The 17384-nt window shown below is 59.2% G+C and carries 13 protein-coding genes, 1 tRNA gene and 2 pseudogenes; 7 read left to right on the forward strand and 9 right to left on the reverse strand.

Annotation, left to right across the window (positions count from 1 at the left end):
• Positions 1-166: 166 nt before the first annotated feature.
• From BLR94_RS22655 to imuA, 3 genes are read right to left on the reverse strand one after another with little or no spacing between them, the layout of a single operon-like run.
• Positions 167-3253 carry an error-prone DNA polymerase gene (locus BLR94_RS22655; RefSeq protein WP_084308176.1) on the reverse strand — a complete coding sequence of 1029 codons (3087 nt, stop codon included), beginning with the start codon at positions 3251-3253 and terminating at the stop codon, positions 167-169.
• Positions 3250-4662 (reverse strand): Y-family DNA polymerase, encoded by a 1413-nt coding sequence (locus tag BLR94_RS22660; protein WP_084308177.1) that lies wholly within the window; start codon positions 4660-4662, stop codon positions 3250-3252. Before BLR94_RS22660 ends, BLR94_RS22655 begins: the two co-directional genes overlap by 4 nt.
• A gap of 1 nt (position 4663) precedes the next feature.
• Positions 4664-5284: a translesion DNA synthesis-associated protein ImuA gene (imuA, locus tag BLR94_RS22665; RefSeq protein WP_084308178.1), complete on the reverse strand. Its 621-nt coding sequence runs from the start codon at positions 5282-5284 to the stop codon at positions 4664-4666.
• A 290-nt stretch (positions 5285-5574) separates the two neighbouring features.
• On the opposite strand from imuA, the gene BLR94_RS22670 reads away from it, so the two are divergent.
• Positions 5575-5664: transfer RNA gene (locus BLR94_RS22670), tRNA-Ser, on the forward strand.
• 977 nt (positions 5665-6641) lie between these two features.
• Here BLR94_RS22670 and BLR94_RS22680 read toward each other — a convergent pair.
• Positions 6642-6857, reverse strand: coding sequence for a MerR family transcriptional regulator (locus BLR94_RS22680; RefSeq protein WP_084308179.1), 216 nt, complete (start codon positions 6855-6857; stop codon positions 6642-6644).
• A gap of 90 nt (positions 6858-6947) precedes the next feature.
• Between BLR94_RS22680 and BLR94_RS22685 the strand changes: the two genes are divergently transcribed.
• The 5 genes from BLR94_RS22685 (at position 6948) to BLR94_RS27330 (ending at position 10891) form a co-directional block, all read left to right on the forward strand.
• The gene (locus BLR94_RS22685; RefSeq protein ID WP_244158249.1) at positions 6948-7250 is read left to right on the forward strand and encodes a DNA-binding protein; all 303 of its coding nucleotides are present in this window, start codon (positions 6948-6950) and stop codon (positions 7248-7250) included.
• Between the two features lie 59 nt (positions 7251-7309).
• Positions 7310-8416: a DUF262 domain-containing protein gene (locus tag BLR94_RS22690; protein ID WP_084308180.1), complete on the forward strand. Its 1107-nt coding sequence runs from the start codon at positions 7310-7312 to the stop codon at positions 8414-8416.
• 2 nt (positions 8417-8418) lie between these two features.
• Entirely contained in the window at positions 8419-9150 is a 732-nt protein-coding gene (locus BLR94_RS27325) for a HEPN domain-containing protein (protein ID WP_139207492.1), read from the forward strand.
• Between the two features lie 103 nt (positions 9151-9253).
• Entirely contained in the window at positions 9254-10009 is a 756-nt protein-coding gene (locus BLR94_RS22695; protein ID WP_084308181.1) for a hypothetical protein, read from the forward strand.
• Between the two features lie 3 nt (positions 10010-10012).
• Positions 10013-10891: a hypothetical protein gene (locus BLR94_RS27330; protein WP_139207493.1), complete on the forward strand. Its 879-nt coding sequence runs from the start codon at positions 10013-10015 to the stop codon at positions 10889-10891.
• 290 nt (positions 10892-11181) lie between these two features.
• Here the strand turns inward: BLR94_RS27330 and yghU are convergent, their stop codons facing one another.
• The 5 genes and pseudogenes from yghU to BLR94_RS22720 all read right to left on the reverse strand — a co-directional run.
• Positions 11182-12021, reverse strand: a complete 840-nt coding sequence (yghU, locus tag BLR94_RS22700; protein ID WP_084308182.1) for a glutathione-dependent disulfide-bond oxidoreductase — start codon at positions 12019-12021, stop codon at positions 11182-11184.
• 192 nt (positions 12022-12213) lie between these two features.
• Positions 12214-13125: a DMT family transporter gene (locus tag BLR94_RS22705; protein ID WP_084308190.1), complete on the reverse strand. Its 912-nt coding sequence runs from the start codon at positions 13123-13125 to the stop codon at positions 12214-12216.
• 329 nt (positions 13126-13454) lie between these two features.
• Entirely contained in the window at positions 13455-14945 is a 1491-nt protein-coding gene (locus tag BLR94_RS22710; RefSeq protein ID WP_084308183.1) for an aldehyde dehydrogenase, read from the reverse strand.
• 1 nt (position 14946) lies between these two features.
• Complete coding sequence (locus BLR94_RS22715; protein WP_084308184.1) at positions 14947-15849, reverse strand: dihydrodipicolinate synthase family protein; 903 nt, start codon at positions 15847-15849, stop codon at positions 14947-14949.
• 70 nt (positions 15850-15919) lie between these two features.
• Positions 15920-17035: pseudogene (locus BLR94_RS22720) on the reverse strand (MFS transporter); the annotation flags it as partial.
• Positions 17036-17099: 64 nt separating this feature from the next.
• Here BLR94_RS22720 and BLR94_RS22725 point away from each other — a divergent pair.
• A pseudogene (locus BLR94_RS22725) lies at positions 17100-17384 on the forward strand (transposase); the annotation flags it as partial.

Genomic DNA, 17384 nt, shown 5'->3' on the forward strand with positions numbered 1-17384 from the left:
TAATGGGTGACCTGTAGCGGATCGCCGCCCCGCCCATACAGCACTGCACCGGTAGATACCGCCTTACCCGATACCTCGCAAGCGCCAATTGGGTATCCACCCTGCATGGCTACGCACATCCAGCCGGTGGGCTTCAGCCCACCAGTCCCATTCACCGTCCAGTTCCTCAGTGAAAATCCCGACTGCGCACATCCAGCCCCAGTAGCCAGTCGGTCAGGTCGACCAGCCGCCCGGCAATCACATGCCGTACGCCATTGGCGGCCTCCAGATGGCCATCGATGCGCAGCAAGCGGGCCTGCAGCAGCGTCTTGCGCTGGCGCTCGGCCAGTTCCAGGCGCACCAGCACGTTGATCATGCCGAACTCGTCTTCCAGGGTGACGAAGGTCACGCCGCTGGCGGTCTGCGGGCGCTGGCGGCCGATCACCAGGCCGGCCACGCTGACCAGGCGCCCGGGCTCTACCTGCTGCAGTTCGCGCCGGCTGCGGCAGCGGGCCGCCCTGAGCTTGCTGCGCAGCAGCGACAGCGGGTGCGGGCCGAGGGTGGTGCCCAGCGTCGCGTAGTCGGTCAGCAGGTTTTCGCCAACGCTGGGGCGCGGCAGCTCGATGGCGGCTTCCCTCTGTGCCGGCAGGCTGGCGAACAGCGGCAACTGCGGCTCGACACCGGCGATGGCCCAGCGCGCCTGATGGCGATGGCCGACCAGTGCCTGCAGGGCGCCGGCATCGGCCAGTCGAGCACGCGCGTTGTTGTCCAGGCGGGCGCGCTGGCACAGGTCGGCCACGTCGCTGAATGGCGCGCAGTCGCGGGCGGCGGCCAGGCGCAGCGCAGCGTCCTCGCGAAACCCCTTCACCAGGCGCAGGCCGAGGCGGAGCGCCGGTTGCGTTCTGCCGACGGCCTCCAGGGTGCAATCCCACTGGCTGTAGCGCACGTCCACCGGGTGGATGCGCAAGCCGTGGCGGCGGGCGTCCTGCAACACCTGGTCGGGGTTGTAGAAGCCCATCGGCCAGCTGTTGATCAGCGCACAGGCGAAGGCCGCCGGTTCATGGCATTTGAGCCAGCAACTGGCATAGGTGAGCAAGGCGAAGCTGGCCGCGTGGGATTCGGGAAAGCCGTAGCTGCCGAAGCCCTTGATCTGCTCGAAGATGCGGTTGATGTATTCGAGCGGATAGGCCTTCTCGAGCATGCGTTCGGTCAGCCGCTGGCGGTGCGGCTCCAGGCCACCGTGGCGTTTCCAGGCAGCCATGGAACGGCGAAGTTCGTCGGCCTCGCCACCGCTGTAACCGGCAGCGATGATCGCCAGTTCCATCACCTGCTCCTGGAACAGCGGCACGCCCAGGGTGCGCTCGAACACCGGCTTGAGTTCCTCGGATGGATAGGTCACAGGCTCTTCCTTGTTACGCCGACGCAGGTAGGGATGCACCATGTCGCCCTGAATCGGCCCTGGCCGCACGATGGCCACCTGGATCACCAGGTCGTAGAAGGTCGCGGGTCTCAGGCGTGGCAGCATGGCCATCTGCGCGCGGGATTCGATCTGGAACACGCCCAGGGTGTCCGCACGGCTGACCATCGCGTAGGTGGCCTGGTCCTCCTGGGGCAGCGTGGCCAGCGTCCAGCGTGTGCCGCGGTAGTCGGCCAGCAGGTCGAAGCAACGGCGCAGGGCGCTGAGCATGCCCAGGGCGAGCACGTCGACCTTGAGCAGGCCGATGGCATCGAGGTCGTCCTTGTCCCACTGGATCACCGTACGTTCGGCCATGCTGGCGTTCTCCACCGGCACCAGGGTGTCCAGCGGATATTCGGATATCACGAAACCGCCCGGGTGCTGGGAAAGGTGGCGGGGAAAGCCGATCAGCGCGCCAGCCAGTACCAGCACGCGGTTCAGCACCGGGCTCTGTGGGTCGAAGCCGGCTTCGCGCAGGCGTTCGGCATCGGGGATACGGTCGCTCCAGCGGCCACAGCAGGCGGCCAGGGCGTTGATCTGATCTGGCGGCAACCCAAGGGCCTTGGCCACGTCGCGAATCGCCCCGGCACCGTGATAGGTACTGACCACCGCGGTGAGCGCCGCCCGGTCGCGGCCATAGCGGCGGAACACGTACTGGATGACTTCCTCGCGTCGGTCATGCTCGAAGTCCACGTCGATATCCGGCGGCTCGTTGCGTTCGGCGGACAGGAACCGTTCGAAAAGCAGATGGTTGCCGCTGGCCATCGGGTTCAGCTCGGTGATGCCCAGCGTGAAGCACACCGACGAGTTGGCGGCCGAGCCCCGGCCCTGGCAGAGAATCGACTGGTCGCGGGCGAAGCGGACGATATCGTGCACGGTGAGGAAATAGCTCTCATAGCGCAGCGCACCGATCAGCGTGAGCTCTTTTTCGATCTGCGCCCGCGCCGTTTCGGTGATGCTGGTGCCCCAACGCCAACGGATGCCATCCTCGACCAGCTTGCGTAACCAGGAGCTGGCGTCATGGCCGGCGGGTACCAGTTCATGGGGATACTGATACTCGAGTTCGCCCAGATCGAACCGGCAGCGCTCGGCGATACGCAGGGTTTCCGCCAGCAAGCGGGGCGGATACAGCTCGGCCAGTTCCTCGCGGCGGCGCAGGTGCCGCTCGCCGTTGGCGAACAGGTGGGCGCCAGCTTCGGCCACCGGCAAATGGTGACGGATCGCGGTCATGCAGTCTTGCAAGGCGCGGCGACCACGGGCGTGCATGTGCACGTCACCGCAGGCGACCGCGGCGATACCCAGTTGCCCGGCCAGGCTCAAGCCATGCTGCAGGTGCGCGCGGTCATCGGCGCCGCGGTGCAACGCCACGCCCAGCCACAGGCTTTCGGGAAAACGTGCCTGCAACCAGGCGCCGGCCGTGGCGTCGTCACCAAGGCGCGGTAGCCAGATGGCCAGCAAGCCCTCCGGCGTCGCTGGAAAATCCTCGTCCAGCAGCCGGTAGCGGCCTTTCTCCGCACGCCGACGGGCCCGGGTGATAAGCCCGCACAGCGCCTGGTAGCCGCTCAGGTTCTCGGCCAGGAGGATCAGCCGGGCTCCGTTTTCCAGCGTCATCTCGCTGCCAACGATCAGCGCCACCTCATGCTTCTTCGCGGCCTGCCAGGCGCGCACGATGCCGGCCAGGGTGCATTCGTCGGTAATCGCCAGGGCGCGGTAGCCGAGCAGCCGGGCACGCTCGAACAGCTCGTCGGCGCTGGAGGCACCGCGCTGGAAACTGAAGTTCGACAGGCAGTGCAGCTCGGCGTAATCCACCCGGCTCATGCGAACCAGCCGTGCAACTGCAGCGGGCCGTCTTCGCCAACCGTACGGAAGGCCCAGCCGCACTGACCGTTGCGGGTTTCTATCAGGTAATAGTCGCGGCGCACGTCCTCGCCATCCCACCAGCCGGATTCGATGCGCTCGGGGCCGCTGAGAACGCGCAGCCCGGCTCCCTGCAGCGCCTGAGGTTCCGGCAGCAACCAGCTGGGCCGGGCCGCGCATGGTCCGGTAACAGTGTTGCTCATGGCCTGCGGGCGCCAGGCCTTCTCGGGGCGATGATCGGCATGGGCGCTCAGCCCTTGCACGGCATCGTCACCCAGGCGTGCCCGCAGGCGTTCGCGCAACTGCTCCCAGCCCAGGGTCTGTTGCGGGCGCTCGTCGAACAGTGCCTGGTGGTGCGGCACGAAAACCGGCAGGTCATTGGCCACCAGCCTGATCGCCAGCACCGGCGACGGCAGTTGCAGCTGCTCCAGGCGGCCACGGGTGAACTCCAGCAGCATCGCCGCTTCCCGTTCTGCACTGAGCAGGCCCACCGGCAGCAGGCTGGCATCACCCTCGCGGTGTTCCAGGTGCAGCACGAAACGCTGCACGCCGCAGTCCCGGCCCGTCAGGTAGGCGGCCAGGTCAGCGGTCAGGCGACGCAGCGCAAACAGCAGGGCCTGGGTCGATTCCGCTTCGACGTGCAGCTCCAGGCGCGTGTCGAACACATCCGGCGGCCGGTAATAGTCCAGCGCCAGTGGGCGCACGCCCAGCAGGGTATCGAGGCGGCTCAGCAACTCGGCAGGAAAGCGCCGCGCCAGGCTGTCACGGGGCAGCGCCTGTAATTGACGGACCTGGCGCAGGCCCATGCGCGTCAGGGCCGTGACCTGCTCGACGGGCAGGCCGATGCGATCCAGCGGCATGGCCGCCAGTTGCTGGCGCAGGGCCTGTTCGTCCGTCACCGCCAGGCCATCGTGGAGGTTGGCCAGCATGCGCGCTGCGGCCGGGTTGTGTGCCAGGGTGATCCGATGCCGAAAGCCCAGCGCCGTCAGTTCCTCACGCAGGCGCGCCTCGAAGCGTGGCCAGGGGCCGAACAGGGCCAGGCTGGATTGCACCTCCAGCAGCAGGCAGCGTGGGTAGTGCAGGCTGACCTGGGAGCTGAAACCGTAGGCCCAGGCGGCGAGAAAAGCGCGCCAGCGCTCGATATCCGCCGGATCGTACTCGGCGCTGGCGAACGCGCAGTTCAGCGCTTGCGCAGCCGTCAGCGTCTGCCCCGGGCGCAGGCCAAGCGCCCGGGCCGCTGGGGTGACCGCCTGCAACAACCGCCGTTGCGCTGGGCCGCTGAGCAGCACCAGCGGCGTGTCGGCGTCTTCGCGGCCACGCAATACCCCGTCCATGGCCAGTTGCGGCAGCAGAATGCAGGCCCAGCGCATGTCATCGACCCCAGGTGCTCAGCGGAAATGCGCACGCCGGTGGCTGTCCACCCCGGCACTTGAGCACGCGCACCTGAGCCGGTTGCGCTTCTATGGTCAGACGCAAGGCCGCGGGCGAAGGATTCTGAGCCTCATGCAACGGACGGTAGGCGAAAGCCAGGGTCTGCCCGGTTTCCGCTGCGATCTGCAGGCGGCGCAAGGCCCGATCATCGGCGCGCTGCGGCCAGAGCACCACCGCACCGCAACTGCCCGAGCGCAGGCACTGCTCGGCCGCCCACAAGGCCTCCCGGGCAGATGCCTGGATCAGCGTCAACTGCTGCATCTCCACGCCTGCCGCCAGCCAGGCACTGGGGTAGGGCTGGTAGGGCGGGGCGACCAGCACCACCCGTTCACCGGCAGTACTCAAACGCGCCAGTGTCGACAACAGCAAGCGCAGCTCGCCAACCCCCGGTGCTGCGACCAGCAACTCACTCAACGCCGCTTCCGGCCAGCCACCCCCGGGCAGCGCCGTATCCAGTGCAAGGTTGCCGGTTGGCTGGTGAGCGCCGGGCGCGATGACGCCCTGGCCACGCCAGATACGGCGTTCATTGAATAGATGATCGAGGGCTACGGTTGAAGGCATGACAATCGGAAGAGGTAAAAAGCACTGTTCAAATGTACAGTATTTGCTTGCGTGCCAAGGGAGTATCCGCCGAGTGGATCACCACGAATGCTGGCTGACCGAGGGTGGATGGGGGCTGAGCCCCCGATGATCAAGGCTGCAGCGCCCCGCGAGGCGCTGCAATCACGCCCTGAGGCGGGGTGGTGTCGCTCGTTGGCTGGTCGAGTGAGGCAAGCAATTGAAAGCAGGCGAAAAAAATCGCCCGATGGGCTTCGCCAAAGCGATTTCTGCTGATATCATGCGCGCCGCCTGGGAAGATGCCGGAGTGGCCGAACGGGACGGATTCGAAATCCGTTGTATCAGCGATGGTACCTAGGGTTCAAATCCCTATCTTCCCGCCATATCTAAAGCCTAAGCCCCTGAAATTCATAGAGTTTCGGGGGCTTTTGCTTTTCAGGGCATACCGATTGTCGAAAGGCATCCCGGCTTGCTGCTCAGCTCCGCTGCGGCTGATGTCCTGGCGAATGCCTTCGAGCAAGAATCCAACCACGTCACTTCAGTGTTATAGACGAGCCGGTAATTCTTATAGCGAGTCCGTTCGTGGCCTAGGGCCCCTGGCACGGCGTGTAGCGAATGCGGCTTCTACATCTTCACAGGATCGGCCACGGCGAGCTTCGACCGAGGCTCTGGCAGCAGCCACTTTGCGCTGAACGAATTCATCGTGTGCCTTGGCTTGCTGGTGCTGGCGAATGGTGTCGTCCATAAGGTCGGTCGACGTGCTTCAGTGCGCGGACAACTGACCCGGCCCTGACAGAACGCGCATGGCATAGGTGAACCCATCAGCGGTGCCACAGACGTAACCACCTGCGAAGGCAAGAGCAGCGATGAACAGGTAACGGATCATGGGTCAGCCTCTCGGGTGCTTGGGCTCGGGGTGTTCGGTTGGCTGGCCGTTGCTGGTATCGGGCGCAGCGTCGGGGGACAGGTAGAGGCCGAGACCCAACGGCAGGTACTGCTCAGGTGCAGCCCGTGCCCGCTCACCAAGCGCGTTTGGCCTATGACCGGGAGGCAGCGTGCGAGGCGGCCTTGGCCGCAGTGTGGCGACAGGCTGATAAACCCCGGTCTTGCGGCACTGCAGGCAGATCAATCGCAGTCCAGCCCGTGCGGACGATGCGGGTACCTTTGCACGGCTCATTTATCTGGCCTCACACCATGGCAACGCAACGGAATGCGAGCACGCTCGGGTGCCACTGGCCGTGCAGGCAGCAAAGGGTGCGGCCACGCCAGGTAAAGCACACCAGCAGAGCCGGGCGGTATGCACACCCTGCCAACGGCGTTGCCTGTTGGGTCGTGCACGCCTCGACGGCATGGCGAGTTTTCATGCCATCCACTGCTGCTCGAGCAACCATTGGCGGAGCATGGCGCTGTTGACCATGCGGCGTTTGCCGAGCTTTACGGTGGGGATCACCCCACGCATTGCCCAGGCGCGGGCTGTGTCGTAGGTAAGCCCGTTGCGATCCGCCCACGATTCGACGGTTTCAACGTCCTGTTGCGGCGCTATCAGCTTGTTGGCGTCCAGCTGTTCCAGTCCCATGTCGTTCCGTGCCTATTCGTGTCAATATTCGAAGCAGTGAACTTGCTTCATGGATACAGTCCATATGGATAATATCCATAGAGGTGAGTTATGGCAATAATCCATAAATGGTATTTATTAATGGCTCATGGTATGGCCGATAGAGTGCATCAATTGCTGAGCGCAACCAGCCTCAAAGAGCTGGCAGAGGTGAACAGCAAGGACTATGTACGTTGGCAGAGCATCAAGCGGGGAAGGGCTCGCATTGGTGCCGAAGAAGTGGAGCATCTGGGGAGGATGTATCCGCAGTACCGCTGGTGGCTCATGACTGGGGAGGTCATGCCGGACAAAGGACAAGTCAGCCCCGAATACGAAGAGGCCAACCGAAACTTGCCCAATCAAAACGCGGGATAGCGATTACAACGGAAGTAACTAAGCGCTGGTTCGCCCGATTAGGTTAATTGGAGAGTCAAATGGCAAGCAAAAAGACTGTATCTCAACTGGCAGATGTTTTATTTCCTGAAGTGAGCGAGCAAGAAAGCTTCGCTGACGGAGTTCTTTCTATTCCGCCAGAGTTGCGAAAGCTGCATACGGATACATACGACTTTACTGTTGAGACGATAGTTGAGAAAACTATTGATGGTTCGATATTTGTACCGAAATTCCAGCGTAGATATGTTTGGAGTGATGCGCAAGCCTCTCGTCTAGTTGAGTCCCTCATTATACAGTGTCCGATTCCTGTAATTTATTTAAATCAAGAGACTAATGAGACCTTATCTGTCATTGATGGAAATCAACGCTTAACAAGTTTGCGTAGGTATATAAATAACGAGTTTCCGCTAAAAGGTCTGACAGCTTATCCTGAGCTGGAAGGCAGCAGGTTTCACGAACTTGATCCTAGATTCCAACGCCACATCCAGAATCGGACTTTGCGCTGTATAGTTATTTTGAAAGACACGCACCCTCAAGTGAAGTTTGACGTTTTTGAACGTCTTAATTCAGGTGCGACAAAACTTACACCGCAAGAGCTAAGGCATGGGCTTTACTTTGGTGATTTAATGTCTTTGGCTACAAAGACAGTTAAAGAGTCAGGGTTCCTTTCCGACTTAGAAATCAAAAATGACAAGAGAATGAAGGCAGAAGAATTGGTGCTCCGGTTTTGGGCGCTTAGCGAGGGGTTTAATGCTTATAAGAAGCCATTGGCGAGCTTTATAAATGATTACTCTGACAAGAACAGAAAGCTGAGCTTGAAGAGAAAAGATTCCTTGCTTAAGTCTTTCTGTGAAACTCTAGAAATGGTTCGTGTTTGTCTAGGTGAACTGGCATTTAAAGTGTTTGATAAAAAACTTAATGTAGAAAGTAGTTTTAATGCCGCAGTTTATGATGCGCTAATGGTGGGCTTTTACCAAGCTGGTTTGTCTGGAGGGATACAGGCAGATAGGCGAGCAGGGCAAGCCATACTAGCGGAATTGATTGTTGATGATGAGAAATTCAGACGCTCTATTAGCGTCGCCACAAGCGATGAAAATCAAGTCAAATATAGGATAAGAGCTGTGACTGAGGCATTTGGGAAGCCTTAATTATGCCGTATGTTAGAAGTATTGCTCTAGCCACGCTGGCGGAAGAGTACTCAGTTGTACTGGGAAGAGTGAAGGGAACTAAAAGAAAAGAATTAGCTCCGGAAGAAGTTGAGTACATCTTAGGTGCTGCTATCTTCTTGGCGCATGCGGCTCTTGAGAATTATGTTAGCGACCTTTTTTCCAGTGTTGCTAAGGGGATAAGGTCAGTCGCAAAAAAAGGCGATCAGCTCCCGGATGAATTAAGGGCGCATCTGTTTTTGCATAAGTTGAATAAATCAAAAATAGTAGGAATGCAGGTCGGCTTTAATGCTGAGAATGATGCTTTCAAAGATGTGATTAACTCTCTGAATGGACATGCAGGGACGCTTGTGGACGGATCTAGAGAACTTTATTCTCTTCAAGGCGTAGATATCTATACAACGTATAAATATCCCTCAAAAGAAAATCTTAATAAGGTTTTCAAGCGAGTAGGTATTGAGAATCTATTTAAGTGTCTTGATAAGGCGATGCGGAGAAACTCTGAGACGGCGTTGGTTTCATTAGGTAGCCTTAGAAGCGGGTTGGCGCACACCGGTAAGATGCCGGGAGTAACTTCGGGCGATGTTATAAAGAGGATCAAGGATGTTCAGGATCTTGTCAGGGCTATAGATCGATTGCTGTACAAACACATGTGTTCAAAGTTTGGGCAAGATTCTTGGGTGGGGAATGTTTCAAGCTTTTATAAACAGACTTAGTAAACTGTAATTTTAGCCAGAGGCCGATGTATGGTTTCTGGTGGGCAGGCTAAAGGATACATGTAAAAGGAGACAGATTTATTCATGAGCACAAGGATTAGTGATGAAAGCTGACAAGGATGATATTCCTAAATACCTAAAACCACGCAAGAAAAAAGGCCCATGGCGTACGCTAGCAATCCTGGGTGTTGGCTCTGCAATCTTTTGGGGCTTGGTTACAGTATTTGCAAAACCCATCGTGATCGACGTGGCTCAGCTAAAGCAGGCTATACGCTTTGGCGGTGAACCCATATTCAGTCAGCAGCCTACACAGCCTCAGCAACCACCTAGTGAAGCGCTACAAGGCAACGATCAAGACTGGATCAGATCCAACCAAGTCCAACAGACCATACAAGCCAACCGCGAGCTTGAAGAATGGTCACGCCAACGCGCCCAGGAAACTCATGAACGGCAAACAGTGTTCAACGATAACAACTACGCGCCGAAGCAGCCTGTAAATACATACAAAGCAGCACCAGCCCCGGCAGTACAACAGATTGCTTCAGCAGAGCGACCAAGGCAGCAGCAACGCACTGTGCAGCGTGAGCGTACTTCCAGGTGGATCAAAAGCTGGAATGGCGGCACCAACTATCTGGCCGAATGGATATCCGTCAACAATCACATAGACGGCACCACCGTTTGCGCAAACCATAAGCGCGGATCAATCGATTACCGCGAATGCCGCAAGGCTGCCAAACAGCATTATCACGACGAATGCCGGACATGGCGCGCTCGCTATGATAATGATCGAAAAGATAGAAGCGACAAGCTAAGGGAGCGCTACTGCGTTGCGGCTAGCAGCTTCAGCCCGATGGGATAGGTTATGACCACTGTAACAGCTATGAAAGTTACTTATGAAAAATTAAAAGAACAGCAGTTCTTGATGTTGTGCGTTAAGTTTGCGCTTGTATTCTTCGCTTTATCTATTACGCACTATGCAGGGTTTATTGCCGGCTTTCCTATTTGGGTTATTTCAGCCGCCGCAGTAGATATGTTTCCAGCGTTTAGCAAGTTATCTGTTTTTTATATTGCTTTCTGTTATTCAATTTCGAGAGTTTTAGGCTTTGTAACGTCGCAATTTATCATTTCGATATCTACGATTGCTAGCGGGACAGGCAAGAAGGAGAATAAATTTAGTTGGCTTAAGAAGTATGTTGTTGACTATAAAGGCCGCTCAGAGGAAGAAAGTGCTTATTATTGGGTGCTAACTATCTTTTCAACTGTTGGGATGGTGTTTCTAACGTATGTTACTCCTTCTGATTTTGCCTTTAGCACGGTGCCTGTCTTGGCAATGGTGGTTTTGGTGGTTGCCGCGCTGTTAAAGATGGATGTTATGGTGGTGAGAGTATCGAAAATCCCAATTAAGATTTTACGCAGGCCAAAGTATAGAGCGAATTTAGTGCCAAGGATGGGGTTCGTTCTACTCGGATTTGCACTGTGTCTGTCATATTATACGGGCTTGCTGAGGTTTGAGCGCCTTATGAAAGAACCTCCTATAGAGTATAAGTCGGGAGATTTCACTGCAAGTTTGGTGGTTCTTATAAGTAGTGGTGATTCTGTTTTAGGGATCGAGGAAACCGAGGATTTTGTATATTGGACATACTCTTCAGGTGACACGGTGATGAAGCGTTCTTATAGAAAGAAGTCATCCCCGAAGCCGAGTAGCGATAGTAGCGTCGAGCAAGGATCAAAAGCAGGCTAGGACTAATAATGTCGAAAAAGTGTCGAAAACACTGTGCCGAATAGCCACGAATCGACACGCTGAGCCCCAGCAAAATCACACATTGGCACGCACTGTGACGCACTGAAACCGCTCAAAAACGGGTTCAAATCCCTATCTTCCCGCCATATCGAACAAAGCCCCGATGCTGAAAGGTATTCGGGGCTTTTTCGTTTCTACTCGCATATATCCGGCTGGAGCTTGGCGCGCCGGTTGAAACACGTGCGCCCGCTCAGAAGCGCCCTCCGCCTGCAACGGGGCCTACCTCAGGCCTAGTCCAGGTCAGAGGCCCGGTGCCGCTCGGGCACTTGCTGCGCTTCGTTGCCCCAGGTGCGGTTGACGCGTTTGCCGCGCTGGACGGCTTGGCGTTTGGCGATTTCATCGGCCCAGCGCAGAACGTGAGGGTATTCATGAACGGCGAGGAACTCGGCAGCCGAATACACGTTGTTCCTCACCAGTTCGCCGTACCAGGGCCACACGGCGATATCGGCGATGGTATAGGCGTCGCCCGCCAGGTAGCGATGTTCGGCGAGTCGTTGGTTCAGTACGTCCAGCTGGCGTTTGGCTTCCATGGTGAAGCGGTTGATCGCGTACTCGAACTTCTCCGGTGCATAGGCGTAGAAGTGCCCGAAGCCCCCGCCCAGGTAGGGCGCCGAGCCCATTTGCCAGAATAGCCAGTTGAGGGTTTCGGTACGGCCGGTCGGATCCTTCGGCAGGAATTCGCCGAATTTTTCCGCCAGGTAGAGCAGGATCGACCCGGACTCGAACACGCGGATGGGGGTATCGCTACTCTGGTCGATCAGTGCCGGAATCTTCGAGTTGGGATTGACCCCGACGAAGCCGCTGGAGAACTGGTCGCCTTCGCCAATGCGGATCAGCCAGGCGTCGTATTCGGCGCCGCCGTGGCCCAGGGCGAGCAGCTCCTCGAGCAGGATGGTCACCTTCACGCCATTGGGCGTGGCGAGTGAATAGAGCTGCAGCGGATGGTTGCCGACCGGCAGCGCCTTCTCATGGGTCGCCCCGGCCACGGGCCGATTGATCTTGGAGAACTGGCCACCGGAAGCCTCGAGGTGCTGCCAGACTTTGGGGGGTGCATAGGTGGATTGGCTCATCGATTCCTCGCTATCGCTGTCATGAGTAATGCAGTCGAGAGTGAGGCTATCTGGATTTTGCCCGCCATTCGAATGCGTACCATGCATGGCGATCATCGATTTGGCTGATGGGCTTGCCCGGCGGGTTGCCGGGCAGGCTTTTCCTGTCACGCAGGTGCGGGACTCTCGTTTTGTGAAGCGGGCACCACCTGTTTAATGGGCGGATGACTCGACCAGCTTGCCGCGTGCCGAAAGAACCGTGGCGAGGATGATCAGGCCGGCTCCCAGTAGCATCCGCACCGATGGCTGTTCGCCGAACAGCACCCAGGCGCACGCGATGGCATAGACGGGCTCCAGCGCAATGATCATGCCTGCGCTACGCGCTTCGAGGGTATCCAGGCTCTTGACGAACAGGTACTGGGAAAGGCCGGTGCAGAATACCCCGAGTACTGCCAGGTAGATCCAGTCCGCGGTGCTCAGACCTTGAAAGCCCAGGCTGTGCAACGCGAACGGTGCGACCAGGATCGCCACTGTGAGGTTCTGCCAGAACGCCACCTGCATCGCATCCATGCCGCGAATGTAACGCCGGTTGGTGATGGCCAGCAGGGCGAAGGACAAGCCTGAGGCCAGGCCCCAGAGTAGGCCCAGGGTGCCCTGATCGGCGAGGTCGAAGGAGGGGACAACGAGAATCAGTCCAAGCGTGACCAGCAGTATCAACAGCCCTTCACCAAGGCTGATACGTTCACGAAAGACCAGCAGATCCAGGGCTGCGATGAATGCCGGAAAACTGGCGAAGCCCAACGTCGCGATAGCCACGCCGCCTACCTTGACTGCGATGAAGAAGCTCACCCAGTGGGAGGTCAGCAGGGCACCGGTGACGGCGAGCATGCCGAACTTCTTCCAGTTCATGGCACGCAGCACCGGTCTTCGCTGCAATTGTGAGACCGCACCCAGCGCGAGAATCGCAAACGCGGCCCGGCCGAAAGTGATGGCAGTGGCGTTGGCCTCGATCAAGGCACCGAGGATGCCGGTGAGGCCGAACAGGACCGCGGCGATGTGAGCCGCGACGAGGGCATTGCGGTGAGCGGGAACGGGCGTGGAGCCCGAGATATCGGAAGCGAACATGGCAGTCATCTCAAAGAAATAGGCGAACGCAACCACTCTCCGGTGATGTGCGCACTGGGTGTAACGGATCTTTCTGGGTGAAGGCGGCGACCGGTTAGAGCCGGGGCCGTCGGCGCGGCAGCATTGAGGTGCTCTTCCTTGAGCGATGCTGCAGCTCGCCGATTTCTTGGAATCCATCGATGGAGCGGCTGCACCGCGGCCCCGCTGCGTGATGTGCAGGGCTGCAGCTCGCCAGCGCCATGGAGGGATCCAGGTGCCTGCCACCGCGACAGGGTCACGGTGGTGGCACTTCTACTTGTGAGATGGGTGGAGCAGGGGTGTCGCGATAATCAGGAAGCGTCGATCCAGATGGTCTTGAGTTCGGTGTACTGATCATGCGCCCATTGCGACTTGTCACGACCGCCGAATCCCGACTCTTTATAGCCTCCGAACGGCGTCGAGGCGTCACCCTCGCCAAAACAGTTGACGGTCACGATGCCGGCGCGAATCTCCCGGGACAGGCGCAGGGCATTACGCAGGTTGCTGGTGTAGGCGGAAGCCGCCAGGCCATACACGGTATCGTTGGCCAGGCTGATGGCCTCGTCGATGTCGGTGAAGGTGGTGACGCTCAGCACCGGCCCGAAAATCTCTTCCTTGAACAGCCGGCTGTCAGGGGCCACGTCGTCGACGATGGTTGGCTCGATGAACACGCCTTCGCGGGCATTGCCCCCCTCGACGACCTTGAGCTGATGCTCGACCGCGTATTCCAGGTAGGAACGGACCTTCTCGAAATGCGCTTTGCTGACCATGGCGCCCAGGCGATTGGCTGGATCCAGAGGATCCCCCAGCTTCCAGTCGCGGATATGCACCTTCATGCGTTCGAGCAGCGCGTCCTTGACCTCGCTGTGCACGATCAGTCGCGACGAGGCCGAGCAGTTCTCGCCCATGTTCCAGAATGCACCGGCCACCAGGTACTGCGCGACGCTGTCGATATCCTCGACGTCGTTCATCACCACGGCCGGGTTCTTGCCACCCAGTTCCAGCACGACGCGCTTGATGTTCGATTCGGCGGCGTACTTGAGGAACAGGCGACCGGTGTCGGTTGAGCCGGTGAAGCTGACCGCCGAGATGTCCGGGTGGCGGCCAATCGGTTCGCCGACTTCGCGACCACCACCCGGCACCACGTTGAACACGCCAGCGGGGATGCCCGCTTCGTGGGCCAGTTCTGCCACGCGCAGCGCGCTCAAGGTGGTTTCTTTCGCGGGTTTGACCACGATGGAGCAACCGGCGGCCAGGGAAGGGGCGATCTTCCAGGCCAGCATCAGCAGCGGGAAGTTCCAGGGCAGCACCAGGCCGACCACGCCGATGGCTTCGCGCACCACCATGGCTACGGCACCCGAGCCTGTCGGTGCGGTGTTGTCGTAGATCTTGTCGATCAGTTCGGCATGCCACCGCAGGGTGTGAATGGTTTCCGGCACGTCGACGTTCTGGCATTCCTGGATCGGCTTGCCGCTGTCCAGGCTTTCGATCACGGCCAGTTCGTGGGCGTTGTCTTCGAGCAGTTGCGCGAAACGCAGCAGGATACCTTTACGCGCGCCTGGGGAAAGCTTGCTCCAGCGGCCATCGTTGAAGGCTTTCTGGGCGCCGGCCACTGCCAGGTCGACGTCGTGGCTGTCGCCGGCGGCGATGTTGGCCAGCAGTTTGCCGGTTGCCGGGTTGGTGGTGGTGAAGGTCTTGCCCGAGACGGAGTCGCGGAACGCGCCGTCGATAAACGCTTGGGTCGGCAGGTTGAGTTTCGCGGCGATTGCCGCGTATTGCTCTTTGCTCAGCAATTCAGCCATTTCACACGCCCTCGGTGATTGTTGCGACGTTGCGCTTGAGTACCGTGATGATCTCTTTCAGGGTCTGCTTTTCTTCGCCAGTGAGCGACTGCAGCGGGGCACGCACACCGCCCGTTTTCAAGCCGGCGACTTCACTGCCGTACTTGATTGATTGCACGAACTTGCCGGTTTCCAGGAAATCCATCAGCGGCAGCAGTTCGGTCATGATCCGGCGGCCCTTGACGAAGTCGTTCTCGACGACGCAAGCCTGGTACAGGGCAACATGCTCTTTGGGAATGAAGTTGGAGCCGGCGCAGACCCAGCTGCGTGCGCCCCATGCGAAGAATTCCAGGGCCTGGTCGTCCCAGCCGCAGGACAGGGCGATCTTCGGGTATTTGCTGGCCAGCAGGTGAAGGCTGGCGGCATCTCCAGTGCTTTCCTTGATGGCGACGACGTTCTGGTTTCCAGCCAGGGCAGAAAACACCTCCTCACCCATGGCCACGCCCATGCGGCCCGGATAGTTGTAGAGCATGATCGGCAGGCCGGCGGCACTGTCCACCGCGTTGACGTGAGTGATGATTTCCTGCTGGGTCGGCAGCGCGTAAGGCGGAGTGCCGACCAGCAGCGCATCTGCCTTGATTTCCTTGGCCGCCTTGGCGAATGCCACCGAGTCTTCGGTACGGATGGCGCCGGTTCCCACGATCAGCGGCAGGCGGCCGTTGATCACATCCTTGGCCTTGGCCGCGAGGTCGAAGCGTTCCTGGGCAGAATGCGCGTAATACTCGCCGGTGGAGCCACCGACGATGATGCCGTGAACCTTGGACTCGATCAGGTACTCGAGCACGTCAGCGAATGCCGAGGAATCGATCTGCCCATCAGCGGTCAACGGGGTGATTGCCGGTGTATAGATGCCTTCAAATGTCACGGTGCGTTCTCCTGTGGATTCAGCTTGTTTGTGCCGCGCCTGATTCTGGATGACCGGCGCGGCGGGTGGTTTAGGACAGCGAAGCGGCTTGTTGCAGGTTCAGCGAGCGGGTTTCCGGGGCCAGCGCCCAGGCGAATGCCAGGCCAACCAGGGTGACGATGGCGGCTGCATACATGGTCTGGCCGATACCCAGCGTATCGAGCGACAACGGGACGAGGTAGGTGCCCACGGCCGCACCGATGCGTGACAACGAGGTGCCCAGGCCCACGGCACAGGCACGAATCTCGGTGGGGAACAGCTCGTTCGGGTACACCAGTTGCAGCACCTGGGCGCCGCCAATGAACAGTGCATAGGCACCGAACAGCAGCAGAACCAGCGACTCGGAGGCCGCGTGGAACATGCCCAGGCCAAGCAGGGCGATACCGGAGAGCAGGAAGCTGTAGATCAGCATGCTGCGGCGGCCGAGTGTATTGATGAGGCGAGTCGCGATGATGCAGCCGATCACGAACAGGAGGGTGATCACCACCGACCCGTAGGAGGCCCAGTCACCTTTGAGGTTGAGGGCCTGCAACACCTTGGGCGCGAACGCATAAACGGCGAACACGGGAATCACCGAGCAGGTCCAGAACATGGTCACGAAGAGCATGCGTTTGCCATATCCGGAATGCAGCAGGTTCCACACCGATACGCGTTTTTCCTTCGGTTGTTCCGGGAGGTTGTCGAGGGAAAAGCCAGCGCCATATACCTGTTTGATAATGCCGTCGGCTTCTGCATCGCGGCCTTTGCTGAGTAACCAGCGGGGCGATTCCGGGGTGCCCAGTCGCACCAGGAACAACAGGGCACCGATCACCGCGGCACTGGCCAGTACCAGGCGCCAGGCATCATCGCCACCGCTGCCGAGAATCAGGTTGCCAATCACATAGGCGAACGCGGCGCCAGCGAACCAGAGGATGGTCAGCGTGGCCAAGCGTGGGCCACGGTATTTCTTGGGGAGGAACTCGACCAGCAGCGAAGTGGCGACGGGGTACTCGATGCCCACGCCCATGCCGATCAGGAAGCGCAGCAGGAACAGGCCGAGTGCCGATTCGACCCAGAGCTGGGCAATCGAGCCGACGATGAACAACACCGGACCGACGAAAAAGATCGTCTTGCGGCCCAGGCGATCGGTCAGCCAGCCGCCCAGGAAACTGAATCGCCCCTAGTTTCGTAGACACCTCCAAGCCTCATAATGAGGCCCACTAGGAGGTGCCATGAGCAACCAGCGTTACCCCGAAGAATTCAAAATCGAAGCGGTCAAGCAAGTGACCGAGCGTGGCCTTCCTGTAGCCGAAGTGGCAGCGCGGTTAGGTATGTCGGTGCACAGCCTGTATGCCTGGATCAAGCGCTACAGCAAGCCCCAGGAAAAGCGGCAGCAAGAGAACGATCAGCAGGCCGAACTGCGTCGTCTGCGTGCTGAACTCAAGCGAGTGACCGAAGAGCGAGACATCCTAAAAAAGGCCGCCGCGTACTTTGCCAAGGAGTCCGGCTGAAGTACG

It is taken from the genome of Phytopseudomonas flavescens (genome assembly GCF_900100535.1).
Taxonomy (GTDB): domain Bacteria; phylum Pseudomonadota; class Gammaproteobacteria; order Pseudomonadales; family Pseudomonadaceae; genus Aquipseudomonas; species Aquipseudomonas flavescens.

What these genes read in the sequence shown, in the direction of transcription:
- BLR94_RS22655 (WP_084308176.1), bottom strand. Translation starts at nt 3,253, where the DNA reads ATGAGCCGGGTGGATTACGCCGAGCTGCACTGCCTGTCGAACTTCAGT.
- BLR94_RS22705 (WP_084308190.1), bottom strand. Translation starts at nt 13,125, where the DNA reads ATGTTCGCTTCCGATATCTCGGGCTCCACGCCCGTTCCCGCTCACCGC.
- BLR94_RS27330 (WP_139207493.1), top strand. Translation starts at nt 10,013, where the DNA reads ATGACCACTGTAACAGCTATGAAAGTTACTTATGAAAAATTAAAAGAA.
- imuA (WP_084308178.1), bottom strand. Translation starts at nt 5,284, where the DNA reads ATGCCTTCAACCGTAGCCCTCGATCATCTATTCAATGAACGCCGTATC.
- BLR94_RS22710 (WP_084308183.1), bottom strand. Translation starts at nt 14,945, where the DNA reads ATGGCTGAATTGCTGAGCAAAGAGCAATACGCGGCAATCGCCGCGAAA.
- BLR94_RS22685 (WP_244158249.1), top strand. Translation starts at nt 6,948, where the DNA reads ATGGCAATAATCCATAAATGGTATTTATTAATGGCTCATGGTATGGCC.
- BLR94_RS22690 (WP_084308180.1), top strand. Translation starts at nt 7,310, where the DNA reads ATGGCAAGCAAAAAGACTGTATCTCAACTGGCAGATGTTTTATTTCCT.
- BLR94_RS22660 (WP_084308177.1), bottom strand. Translation starts at nt 4,662, where the DNA reads ATGCGCTGGGCCTGCATTCTGCTGCCGCAACTGGCCATGGACGGGGTA.
- BLR94_RS27325 (WP_139207492.1), top strand. Translation starts at nt 8,419, where the DNA reads ATGCCGTATGTTAGAAGTATTGCTCTAGCCACGCTGGCGGAAGAGTAC.
- yghU (WP_084308182.1), bottom strand. Translation starts at nt 12,021, where the DNA reads ATGAGCCAATCCACCTATGCACCCCCCAAAGTCTGGCAGCACCTCGAG.
- BLR94_RS22680 (WP_084308179.1), bottom strand. Translation starts at nt 6,857, where the DNA reads ATGGGACTGGAACAGCTGGACGCCAACAAGCTGATAGCGCCGCAACAG.
- BLR94_RS22695 (WP_084308181.1), top strand. Translation starts at nt 9,254, where the DNA reads ATGAAAGCTGACAAGGATGATATTCCTAAATACCTAAAACCACGCAAG.